At 48.7% G+C, this 12,574-nt stretch carries 7 protein-coding genes; 5 read left to right on the forward strand and 2 right to left on the reverse strand.

The features are described from left to right. Positions 1 to 246 precede the first annotated feature (246 nt). Both KIS29_08225 and KIS29_08230 read left to right on the forward strand, forming a co-directional pair. Entirely contained in the window at positions 247 to 453 is a 207-nt protein-coding gene (locus KIS29_08225) for a hypothetical protein (GenBank protein ID MBX8640305.1), read from the forward strand. A 1,047-nt stretch (positions 454 to 1,500) separates the two neighbouring features. Further along, positions 1,501 to 2,850, forward strand: a complete 1,350-nt coding sequence (locus KIS29_08230; protein MBX8640306.1) for an ATP-binding protein — start codon at positions 1,501 to 1,503, stop codon at positions 2,848 to 2,850. Positions 2,851 to 3,282: 432 nt separating this feature from the next. Here KIS29_08230 and KIS29_08235 read toward each other — a convergent pair whose 3' ends face one another. After that, a complete protein-coding gene (locus KIS29_08235) occupies positions 3,283 to 7,206 on the reverse strand; it encodes a fibronectin type III domain-containing protein (protein MBX8640307.1) in 3,924 nt (1,307 codons plus the stop codon). Positions 7,207 to 7,417: 211 nt separating this feature from the next. Next, positions 7,418 to 7,588 carry a DUF2080 family transposase-associated protein gene (locus KIS29_08240; protein ID MBX8640308.1) on the reverse strand — a complete coding sequence of 57 codons (171 nt, stop codon included), beginning with the start codon at positions 7,586 to 7,588 and terminating at the stop codon, positions 7,418 to 7,420. 42 nt (positions 7,589 to 7,630) lie between these two features. Here KIS29_08240 and KIS29_08245 point away from each other — a divergent pair, with 42 nt between their 5' ends. The 3 genes from KIS29_08245 to KIS29_08255 all read left to right on the forward strand — a co-directional run bounded on the left by KIS29_08245 (position 7,631) and on the right by KIS29_08255 (position 12,138). After that, positions 7,631 to 8,590, forward strand: a complete 960-nt coding sequence (locus KIS29_08245; protein ID MBX8640309.1) for a hypothetical protein — start codon at positions 7,631 to 7,633, stop codon at positions 8,588 to 8,590. A 157-nt stretch (positions 8,591 to 8,747) separates the two neighbouring features. After that, positions 8,748 to 11,843, forward strand: coding sequence for a PKD domain-containing protein (locus tag KIS29_08250; protein ID MBX8640310.1), 3,096 nt, complete (start codon positions 8,748 to 8,750; stop codon positions 11,841 to 11,843). Between the two features lie 43 nt (positions 11,844 to 11,886). Then, on the forward strand, positions 11,887 to 12,138 hold the full coding sequence (locus tag KIS29_08255) for a hypothetical protein (GenBank protein MBX8640311.1): 252 nt from the start codon (positions 11,887 to 11,889) through the stop codon (positions 12,136 to 12,138). Positions 12,139 to 12,574: the final 436 nt, after the last annotated feature.

A 12,574-nucleotide genomic window follows, 5' to 3' on the forward strand; every position in this document is an offset into this window, starting at 1 on the left:
TGCCAAACCGGACGCTTTTTACCATCTCCTTGCATTAAGACCGCTCAAATCTGACGCAAGTTGCCATATGTGATGTTTCTGCCTTGCAAGTCTCTTTCCCTGAAATTTTCTACATCGAAAGCCTGTGAGCATTTGTCAGGCTGAATGGTAAGTGGTGGAGTGCTTCTTCTTGCGTCTATTTCAGTGTGATAAAGACAAATAATGGTCTATCAGATACTTGTTTATCCTCAATACACTCACAAGTCTATGACACAAAGTGTGCGCACCCGCCCGCTTGGAACCAACGTGCCAACCATCTTCAGGTGGCTTGCGTCGGGTGATAGACCATGTCTTGTCACTCTGCAGAATGCGATGGAAGCACTGAAAGGTTCGACAGGTCCGAACAGCCTCGCCCACACGTTATCGCCGCTCAATTCGAAGGATATCATCAGAACAATTGGCAATGACTTGTAACCCAACATCAGCACGGACACTGTCCGCCGATGTAATCCCGGTGCAACATATCAGCGACAAGATCCAACCGGTGCTTTCCCTGCGCTTCCTGGACGAAATGAAGAACCACTGCCTTGTTATCCTCTGAACCCATGGTTTGTAGCTCTAACTTGCTGTCTTCTCCTTTTCCGGATTTATATCCTACTCGTTACCTTGACATGGGGTAATTGGTCTGCCTGTCGAGTACAAGCGGACCAATTACATCGGAGTAACAGCAGAGATAAACCATTTATGGGTGCTAACGCAGTATTACACGTTCGCTATACATGAATTATACAACGATACAAATTTCAAAGGCCACTTGGGAGAAACTGGTTTTCGTTCACCCCCGGATATTATGACTTCTTTCTCCTCAGTTACGAAAGAAAGATCATCTCACCAGCTTTCAAGTCGAACTTTTCTCTCGCCTTCTTTGGATATGATTATCTGTCCCTTTGAAGACATCCGCTTTGTGTCCTACGGCTTAAATTGCCTTTCGTATGTCTCCTTATTCATTCCTAAGAAGATGCGTCTAAAAGAAGTAGGCCGTATTGCAAAGGCAAACGTGTGTTAATCCAGAGAATCCTCAGTCACAGTTGATGCTGAATCACACATACAGGCATATTGTATGCCGCAGAGCAGACAATCATTGAGCAGACGTTGAGTATATCAGAAGTGACGGGAGCAGCTGCCTGCGATAATGGCGGCGAAACAGCTGTTGCTGTGCAGCCGTTGGATAAACAGACACTGTCTCATAATGGGTGGTCAGACCATGCAAAGCACGCATCGGCACGAATGCAGGCGGAAAGGCACCAAACCAAGGCAGAACCGGCTGCAACAGTGATTTGTATGGCTACTTGCAGACTCCCTGAAAGACGATTGAATCATGGCTCGGCCAGCAATTTCATGTCAAATACATATGCACTTCGAGCACTTCACCATACCAAGACAGACTAAAAGGACAGTCTCTTGTGAATGTACAGCAATAATCAGCTACAATTAAGTATTAGGATTACGATAATTAGTATTATGAACCTTGATTTTATTGACAGGGAAACCGAATTGTCATCACTTTCAGAAAAGTTCGATTCAGGCAAATTCGAATTGGTCATTCTTTACGGCAGGAGAAGGGTTGGCAAGACATTCATGCTTGAAAAGCTGCTTTCTGAAAAAAAAGGGATCTATTTTCTCTGCGATAAGGGCGGTACACTTCGTAACGGAGAGAGATTCAAGAGACTTGTCGCTGATTATTTTGGTGAACAGCCAATTGAAAGTAATGACTTCTATGACATCTTTGAACACATCGTAAAGAAATTCGACGACCGTACACTGATAGTCATCGATGAGTTTCCTTATCTGATTGAGAAAGATGAATCCATACCATCCCTGTTTCAGAGGATAGTTGATCAGTTGCTCCTCAGGGGCAGAGTGATGCTCGTACTCTGTGGTTCAAGCATTTCCATGATGGAAGAGAGCGTTCTCAGTCACAGAAGTCCATTATACGGCAGACGGACAATGTCAATGCGCCTGGATGATATTGCCTTTACAAAGTTTCCTGAATTCTTCCCGCATAACAGTTTTCTCAAAAACGTTGAGTTTTACAGCATCCTCGGAGGAACTCCGCATTATCTCAGGAAGTTCAGTGACCGTTTGAGCACAAAGGAGAATGTGGCCAGTGTGATCTTCAACAGGTCTGGAAGCCTCTATGAAGAGGTTGATTTCATCCTCAGGGAAGAGTTCAGATCACCCGAGACATACAAGAACATTATGGGGGCCATTGCGACCGGCAGCAGCAGGCTTGTTCACATTTCAGACAAGACAGGCATCAAAGAAACGGACATAAGAAAATACATCAACAATCTGGTCTCCCTGGGCCTGATAAGACGATTGACCTCCGTCCATGACACGAAGGGCAGGAAGGGGATATACGTGCTGGAAAACAATTTCTTTTCATTCTGGTTCAGATTTGTGGAGCCGTTCAAATCATATCTGGAAATAGGCAACCTGAACAATGCCATGGCACACTTCAATGATGATTTCAACTCCTTTGTCGGAAAACAGGTCGAGAATCTGGTCCGACGCCAGCTTCTGCACCGGCTTATCCCTTTTCCGATCTACAGGAGCGGTGCTTTCTGGTCATCCGGCATTGAAATTGATGCTGTCGCCCTGAACAAGGAAAGGAAGGAGATTGCGTTTGTTGAAGTCAAATGGAAGGAGAACGTCGATTGCAGGCGGATATGCGCAGATTTGATGACGAAGAGCAAGCAGTATCCGCATAGGGGTTTCAAACCCTCTTATTTCATCATAGCGCGGAGCTTCAGGAACGAGTGCAAAGACTGCCATGCGGTCAGACTGGAAAAACTGGTTGAAAAACAATGATGGTTGCCATGGTACAGTATTTTGTCCGAACTCCTGCAGATCGCCAAGCGCTCTCCGGTGGTCGGGTGATAGCCAGACTTCATCTGTCCTCCCGCCAGGCAGTCCCCAGGTTCTGAGAACGAGCCTTTCATAATGGTCGATATATGTTGCCGCCTCGATGAGCGTCTCTGAGACATACTTGCCGAGCCTGCGCATGTCATCGCCAGGAACAAGTCCGATGTACCGCATCATTGCAGTGAATGGCAGGTCGCCTGTGAGGTAGTTTATACCTTTGCTCAGGAACACATTTGAAAAATTTGAACGCATAGCAGGTCATGACGCCCATCCATTGATGATTTGCTGCTCCCATGTCCATATCGAGTTCAATTGGTGTAAATATTAAGAAAAATAAGGTGTTTTTTAAGTGGTTTGTCCAGCATTGCATGTGCTGTTTCACAACTTCTTCTTTCTCTCCCTCGTCACATACACTCCAACGGCAAGTGCGGCAATCGCGGCTATTGCTATGATTATGAGCGATATGCCTGGCGCATAGTCGGCAAACTGCTGTGCGGACGATGTCGCTGTGGACACAGACTGGACATTGGACTGCTGACCGGCACCTGCGCTGTTCACTGCCCTGATGCTGAAGTAGTACGTTGTTCCCGGGCTAAGGCCGGTGACCGTGTATGATGTTGAGTTGACAGTGGCTATGACAGCCATCTGGGATGGGGATGTGCCCATCAACACTTCGTATTCAGTGGCGCCGGAAACAGCACTCCATGTCAGTGTCACCTGGGAAGTGCCGGTCAGTCTTGCCTGTGAGAGGTCAGTAGCGCCTGGCATAGCAAGGGGCTGTGTCGGGGTTGCCGTTACAGGGCTGCTCGCAGGTCCGGTTCCGAGGGAACTCTCCGCAGTCACAGTTACTGTGTAAGTCACTCCGTTGGTCAGACCGGTGAAGTTGACGTCAAGTGTGTTTGCCGAGACCTGTGTCGTCATTGAACCTCCTGACCATGTCAGCGTTACATTGTAGCCCGTGATCGGAGAGGAACCGGAGCTGGAAGGCGCCAGCCACTTCACAAGTATGTAGCCGTTTCCGGCAGTTGCTGAAACGTCATTGGGTGCTGTAGGCCTGGACACGCCTGATGTGGCATTGACCACAAGTGTCGTCATTGGGGAAGTAACATAGAAGTTATATGCATTCGAGAAAGTGTAAGGTCCTGTGTTTTGAGGCGTCACAGTTGTCAGAGGCACGCCTGTGTACGTGTAGGACATTTCGTAAGTGTATGCGAAGAAATACGGCGTGTAGCCGTCCTTGCCCGTGAAGCCGGAATAAACATTCTGTCCTGCCGAGTAGACATTTACATAGATTCCGGAAAGCGGATTGCCTGCAGCGTCCAGAACCTGAACCCTGGCCATTTGCGCCTCAAGGAAGAGATCTCCGCTGAATTGGGTGTTGTTGGTGTTCACCGTGCTGTTGTAGACTATCACAGTGGACCCGCTCATGCTCAGGGTATAGAGCAGTCCATTGACTGTGCTATTCTCAATCAGGAGGAAGGAATTTGATCCTATGGAAATGCCCTGTTCATTACCTGTCATCACAGAGTTATTCACAGCGACATACGCGTTACTTGAGATGTCGAGCGGCCCAAAATAATCAGCATCAAGAACCGAGCTCTGCACTGAAACATAGGAATATGAACCGACGTAGATGCCTCCGCCGTAGTCGTTACTGACATTCGATTTGACAACAATCAGGTCGCTGCTGTAAACATCCGAAATACCTTTGTTGTTGTGGCTCAGGACGGATGACATTATCACCACGTTAGAGGAATCGGTTATCGAGCCAATCCCAGAGCGGATATTGTGCGAAAATGTCGAATTGTCAATCACAACGTTACCGTCGTTGGCAAGGCTGCCCAGGCCGTACTCGTCATTGCTGAATACAGAACCCTGTATGACCACGCCTGCGCTGGATGTTATGCTGTTCAAACCTGCGTAGCTGTTTGTGAATTTGTCATCGATTATGTGAATGTTTGCAAGCTGATTCATGCCACTGGCACCGTCTCCGCCATATGTGTCATTGTTGAATGTGGAGTGGGCAATCAGTATGTTGCTGGACGAACTCAATCCGTAATACCCTATTCCGCCGTAATAGTCATTGGAGAGGGTGCTGTTCCAAATTGTAATGTTGTTAGACCCTGATATGCCGTAATACCCTATTCCGCCGTAGAGGTCATTTGAAAGATTGGAATTCATTATTGCAAGTCCACTTACTGCAAAAAGTCCGATATTTCCAAATCCGCCGTAAGTGTCGTTTGTGAGAGTACTGTCGATTATCCTCAAATTGCTTGTATGCTCATCCGGGTAATACCCTATTCCGCCGTAGTAGTCGCTGCTCAGGTTGCTTCCCATTATCGTAACATTGCTTGAATAATAGAATGCAAAGTTGGCGCTTGCATACCCTATTCCGCCAAGGTAGTCGTTCGTGAATGTGGAATTAAGAATGTAGGTGTTGTTTGTGTATGCGATGCTCTGATACCCTATTCCGCCGGCGAAATCGTTCGCGAACAGCGAATCAACTATCTTCAGATTGTTTGTGTAGGCAATGCTTCCCTGGCCTGTCAGTCCGCCGTAACCCACACCGCCGTAATAATCGTTGCTGAAGTTGGAATCAATCAAACTGACATCGGTTGCATATGTGATTCCATTGTATCCTACGCCGCCGTAGTAGTTGCCGGTCATTTTGCTGTGCGTGATGGTGAGACCGCTGAAGTTGCTGCTGAATGACAGCGCACCGTAATAGTCGTTTGAAAGGTTGGAGTATCCAATCGTAAAGGAAGTTGTATTGAACGCATCGACGGCGTAGTCATTGTGACTGGAGGTTATGTTGTTTACAGTGCTGTCGGTAAGGGAGAATCCGTTCACATTGTAGACGCCGATTGCCGGTTCATTGGAAGCAAATTCAGTTATGAAATTGCTGAAATCAGAATTCGATAAGGCAACATCCGTGGAATTGACAATATCCAGGCCTGAGATCGCCTCCATGGATGCATTTGATACGCTGCTTACCGAAATCCCAGAACTGTTGTAAATTGTGCCCGCTACAATGTTTGAAGTGAGGTTGGCTCCAGTAACCGTCATATTCCTGCTGTTGACGAATGTGATGTATCCTGCATTTGAAAATGCCATGCTGCTTCCGTTTACAATGTAGTAGACATTGAGACCGTTAACCGTATTGTTTGAGGCTACTGTATTGTAAAGGTAGAGCGGGTCCATGCCGTATGTCCAATAATTGCCAAAATTGAAAGATTCATTTCTCATGGTGTTTGAGTATAGCGAATTGCCGTATGATTCAAGTAAAACCAGTCCGTAGATGCCCGAATCGACAATTCTGTTATCTTCTATTAAGTTATGATTTGACTGTACTACTCCTATTCCGGCAAATCCTGAGCTTAACGAATTTCTGCTTAAATAGCTGTCATTCACCAGGAACAAAATAATGCCCTCACCAGCTATGCCTGTCAGGCTATTTTGTGCAACACTTATTCCATTTGAATCCATGACACTAATTACGTAATTACCCTTCAGTGATGAATTGCTGTTCTCCGTTTCAACGAATCTGTTGGCTGAAATCTGAAGGCCGGGAGCGTGTTGTGCAGCCACAAATGTGTCATAGAGTGATGAATCCCCGAGGCTTCCGGAGCCCCCATTGAAAAAAAGGTTGACGGTATCGTTGTATACCGGTCCTGTGGGTGAGTAGCTGGTGTGTGAATAGACAGTCGTATTGTACAGCGTTCCGGTCGCGTTGGCGAGTATATCCAGAAGGCTTAGCTGAGTGAGTTCCGAGGAAACAACGCTAATTCGGGCCTTTGCAGAAGCGGAGGTGCTGTTCGCATAGATATAATACGATGCACCGTCCAGTCCACCTCCTGAATTTGGGGCGTGAGTAACGAGTGATCTGTAAAACTGCAGATTGGACCCTGTATATACATTGACATCCGACGGAGAAGAAGAGGAGTTGAATATGAGCGTGCTTGATGTCATGTTCATAGTTGCACCGCCCTCCACAACAACCGTGTAGTTCACCACAACAGAACTGCCGTTAACCACAGACAGAAGGGAGCTGTTTGTAACCACGACACTGCCCGCATATATGGTTGAGTTGCTGACAACAGTCGGTGTCGTTACAGTCCAGACCGAATAGTGCTGAACAGTGTTGCTTATGTGCGTCACCCCTGTGCTTGCAAGCGACAGTGCCGCTCCAAAAACAAGAAACGCGCTCAGAATCATTGCTGCGGCTACAAGCGCGACAGCCAGCATCCTCAACTTTCCAGTTCCATTAGATCCGTCTGATATCTTCATCTTCTCATCTCTCAATTTATCTTTCAATCTTTCTTTCGGGATAACGGCATCACTGTGTAGCTCTCTCTCGTTTCATGCTGACAGCTTTGGTACGCAACATGCGGCACGGACAATCTGCCAGTCCAACGGAGCGCATCCACACATGCATCATCCGCTACCCACCCGGAAAACCAATTAATATATTAATATAAAATACCGATGGTTCCTGCTGTGAGTGGGACATAAGTCACTTTTCTCTTCCCTTCTCGCATATCACAAGATAGACCCTTTTCCCCAGGAACTTCCTGGGGCAGTCAACCTTTGCCCCTGTACCGAATTTTGTCACTTCCTTCTCTATGACTGCAACAACCTCATCTGACAGTCGCAGATTGCCGTCAACGACCTCAACTGTTCTCATAACGACCGGCATGTTGATATATGTACAGATATATTACTGTTTGTGCTGACGAATGAGCAGTTTGACAGATTTCACAATGAGTTCGATTTCCTTGTAAGGAAGTACAGGGAACAGTACTCCAGGCACACCGGAAGAGACCGGAGTGCATATGAGCGGTCATACGAACAGAGAATCAGGCATGCAGCAGCTGAAGTGTACTCTGTAGTGAAGAGTGCGTCATCGATCATATTCTCTACGGACGACCGCATGGGCAGGCCGCCGAAGGTGACGCCTGAACAGAAGGTTGTCATACTGCTGCTGAAGGAGATATTCTCACTGAGCAACAGGAAGATGTCCGGACTGCTGTCGCTGTTCGGTCCGCTGACAGACATAGACATATGCTACAAAACAGTGGAAAGGGCATACTCCGCCCTGCCGGTCAGGCTCATAATACACAACATGTTCATTCTCCTTGCCTCCGGTACAGGAGGCAACCTGACCGGCGACGGCACCGGCTGCTCCCTGTCGATAACGCGTCACTACCGTTCCATGCGAGTGAACGGCAACTGCATAAAGACAAATCCCGACCACAGACTCTTCGTATATGCGTTCGCAATACTCGACCTGGGCACCAATCTCTATGTTGCCTACGGTGTGAGCATGAAGTCTGAGAAGGATGCATACCGCGATGCGCTCAGGATGCTCGACATCACGCTGACGGATGCCGGGAGCATCCGCCTCGACCAGTATTACTGCACACAGTACACACTGGACGACTTCTCTGAAGGAACAAAGGCGTTTCATAATACCCAGAAGCAGCACAACAATCAGGGAACCGCCGGCATGGAAGAAACTCATCGGCAGACTCATCGACTCGCCGATGGAGTTCCTTTCCGAATACTACAGGAGGGAGAACTCGGAGTCTCAGTTCTCCGCAGACAAAAGGACAACGGGATGGAGGATACAGCAGAGAAGAGAGGACAGGATCAGGACTGCTGCCATGTGCAAGGGCACATGGCATAATCTGTTCAACATGACTTCCGGATAGGGGACTTATGTCCCACTCACGAGCTGAGGGAAGGGTTTAAATAAAACAGTAACCTGCCCCTTCCGATCTTAGGAGTTTTTGAAAAACATGAATTTTTGCCCTTTAAATTGGAACGAGTCTGCTGAGCAACCAATGAAGAACGCAGGAATCTGTCGCTCAGGACAGAGCGCGGTGCTTCTTGCGATGTTTGTCGTGCTCATTGTTGCAATCGGCCCCGCCGCTGGAGCATTGACGCACAGCAATTACAGCGGAACACGTTTATTGACGGTGAGTCAGGCTCACCGCAAGGTCCGTACTTCAGTGGCAATCTCCGGTTCGGCAACGTCGGGCGTTTCACTCACACCCGGAGCAGGCACGAGCTCCGCATCCCAGCCTTCCTCCTATCCCGGCAGAATAATCAAAACACTCTCTTTTGGTGCCACCGACTCTTCAGCTCCCTTTCCTGTGCCGGGTGCATATGACCCTTATGATGGCCTGATCTATTCAGGTGCAATACAGGGTTCAGTAAATCCAAGTGGTTTTTTCAACGGCATGCTTGAGGCTAATGCCACCTCGGCATATCTGCTCTCAGGCGACATACCCACTTTGCATCAGGTCACCAGCGCTGCCTGGGACACCGGCACAGGTAACATCATCCTCGGCGAAAACAATGGAACGAACGCGTTTATTCAGGTGTACAATACATATGCAAACAAAACAATCGCGACGATGTCTTTGCCGTATCCCAGATATGTGGCAAACACACTCTATGACACCATTAACGGGCAGGCATATATTCTACAGGTGTTAACTACAACCACTCCTGTGTCATCTGTCTTAACGATATACAATGTTGCACAGAACCTGACGAACGCAAACCCCCCGTCGCTCTCCAGTATCTATGCAGAATCCATGACTTTCAACTCGAATTTCTCCACACTGTTTGTCCTGGGCCTTAATTCATCATCAGGCAATATTGAAGTGATGGCAATCAATATGAACAACTATTCCGAACATCTCATTTCGATGCCAAGTCTGGGTTCGTTTAGTACATCCAATGTAGCTCTTGGCGGCATCGCATATGATCCGGCCGATGGTTCGGTCTATTTCTCGTATTCTTATATTAACTCTTCCACTCCATCAACAGGTCCCTATCCCGAAGGGATAGGCATCATCAATGCTTACACGCAGTCGTATGTTCTCAATTTCTCAATGCCGGACGTTCATTTGAGCAGATTTACCTTTTCCAACGATCTGCCTGCGGGTTCTCCTTTTGGGCCAAATGTGGCAGGCATGCTTACCTATGATCCAAACAACAAGGATCTCTATCTGACGCAGAACGGCCTGCCATGGCAGCTCATAGACACATCTGGTATTTACCAAGGTCAGGATATGTATAACAGGACCATAGCTGTCATCAACGGGACATCCCCCACATCTGCCAATCCGGTTGCACTGCTTGCCTCCAGCTCGTTCCCGCTCGGTGGCCTGTTCATCCCCTCCCAGCCATCCTCTGAGGGAGGTTCCCTGTGGTTCCCCTCTATCGGTTTGATCAGCAGTGGCATTATGGTTGGAAATTACACTGTTGCGGGAATTCCACCAGTGATCAATTCATTCAGCCTTTCAAAGAGTACAATCGATGAGGGCTCCAGCGTTTCCGCTTCATCCTCCGTCACATTTGGCGTAGGGTCCATAACCTACTCGTATTCAGGTCTTCCTGCAGGCATGGTTTCGCAGAATTCCAGCACCATAAGCGGTACCCCCACGGAAAGCGGCACATTCACCATTACACTCACCGTCAGCGACGCCGCGGGTGAGACAACAGATGCATCTGTCAAGCTGACAGTCAGTCCGCCGCTCAGCGCCTCGATAGCAGCTTCTTCCACAACACCAGACGCCGGTCAGGTTGTCCAGTTCTCCGCGAGCATAGCAGGCGGAACATCCCCATACTCAGTCCAGTGGTCATTCGGAGACGGAACAGGTGCTAATGGAAATCCGGTAAGCCATGTCTTCAGTGCTTCCGGCAATTACACGGTGAGCGCTACCGTCACCGACTCGCTTGGAACTGTGACCAGAGCATCGATTACGGAGATAGTTTCCCTCCCTCCTGAGAACCTTACAATATCGGCAAGCAGCAACCTGACAGATGCAGGCATTCCGGTTCTTTTCTCGGCCGAGTTCCAGCATGGCAGCACGCCGATCACCTACAAGTGGTCTCTGGGAGACGGCAGTACCTCTTCATCGCCCACTGTCACACATGCCTACTCATCCAGTGGAAACTACACTGTTAGCGTAACCGTCATGGACTCCGCAGGTGAAAGCTCCACAGCTTCATATCTGATCGTGGTTATGCCTGACCCGCAGGTCAGCATATTCGTCTCACCGTCGGCTGTCGCGGCCGGAGGCAATGTTACCCTCAGTGCCAGTGTTACAGGCGGTCTGAGTCCCTACATCTACCAGTGGAATCTGGGCGACGGGAATCAGTCCACGCAGCGTTCCCTTGGCCATACGTACATCAAGGCAGGCAATTACAACGTGAGTCTGAAGGTGATCGATGCGGCAGGATACACGGCAACGAATCAGACGGAGGTGACAGTTGCAAGCGGGACACTTTCCATAATTGCAAGCAGCAATGTGACAGATGCAAGCCTACCTATCACTTTCTCCGCCAGAACAGAGTATGGCAGTACAGCCCTGACATATGCATGGAGCCTGGGTAACGGCAATACGTCTTCATCTGCCGTTGTTACACAGGCCTATGGTTCCCCCGGTTATTATAAGGTCACCCTCGTTGTTTCCAACTCGTCCACACAGCTTGCGTCAGCAGCATATTTGGTCCTTGTATTGCCGGATCCGCAGATTTCAATAAACAGCGCTTCAACAGTCAGGGCAGGCAACACTGTAAACTTCACAGTTGCAGTCACCGGTGGGGAATCGCCGTATTCCTACGCCTGGAATCTTGGCGACGGCAATACATCGACGCAGCAGTCCCCTCAACAGTCATACAGCAGGCCGGGCAATTACACGGTTACTGTCAGCGTGACGGATGCTGCCGGCAAGACAGTCACGAAATCGGTGAACATCAAGGTCACCTCTTCCTCGACTCAGGCGGCAAAGAGCAACAACCAGGGCAGCACTGCAAGCCTGCTTACAGCGGCTGCAGGCGGGGTTGCGGCTGGCATCGTGGTCGGAGCTGTCGTGATTGCTGCTGTAATGAGGCGCAGGAAGAGCCCTCCGGGCAGCGGATGAGTCACTCTGGCGGAAACGCTCATCGCCCTCTCACAGTGCTTCAGTGAGTCCATTGGGAAAGGAGGGCGTCATCGCCAATCGAAAGGAGGGCTCCTTCAACAGCGGAGTGATTACCTGCAGCTCCGGAACTGTTGCTGCATTCATACTGCAAAGGCAAACGCCTGTCGATCCAGAGAATCCTCAGTCACAGCTGATGCTGAATTACACATCCAGGCATATTGTATGCCGCAGAGCAGGCAATCTTTCAGCAGAAGTGGAGCAGATCAAAAGTGACAGGAGCAGCTGCCTGCGATAATGGCGGGAAAACAGCTGCCGCCGTGCAGCCGATGGATAAGCAGACACTGTCTCATAATAAGGGGTCAGACCATGCAAAGCAATCATTGAAGTTTGTACCTGGAACGCGGAATTGTCCTTATGTCAACAACGAGTGAGATGGAGTGGGATTTCAATATCAGAATGAATTTTTCCACAGCCATAGTGGAATGGCCGGAAGCACATATCATGGGCCGCTTCTCCGTTGACTACCACCTATTCGTTTGTGTTCTCCATCTTTTCCAGCATTTATGAAACGTCTGTTCCCGGATATCCATTTTTCACAGATTCCGGACCTGAGTAATACACCTCTGCCATTGACTTCACTCTTTTCTGAGCTGCGTGTGAAGATAAATCACTTTTTAACTGCACAGCACTGGTTCCTTCAGGCATTTATTTTCAAAAGCAGTCACGTGTGT

It is taken from the genome of Candidatus Sysuiplasma jiujiangense (genome assembly GCA_019721075.1).
Lineage (GTDB): Archaea > Thermoplasmatota > Thermoplasmata > Sysuiplasmatales > Sysuiplasmataceae > Sysuiplasma > Sysuiplasma jiujiangense.

What these genes read in the sequence shown, in the direction of transcription:
- KIS29_08225 (MBX8640305.1), top strand. Translation starts at nt 247, where the DNA reads ATGACACAAAGTGTGCGCACCCGCCCGCTTGGAACCAACGTGCCAACC.
- KIS29_08230 (MBX8640306.1), top strand. Translation starts at nt 1,501, where the DNA reads ATGAACCTTGATTTTATTGACAGGGAAACCGAATTGTCATCACTTTCA.
- KIS29_08240 (MBX8640308.1), bottom strand. Translation starts at nt 7,588, where the DNA reads ATGAGAACAGTTGAGGTCGTTGACGGCAATCTGCGACTGTCAGATGAG.
- KIS29_08250 (MBX8640310.1), top strand. Translation starts at nt 8,748, where the DNA reads ATGAAGAACGCAGGAATCTGTCGCTCAGGACAGAGCGCGGTGCTTCTT.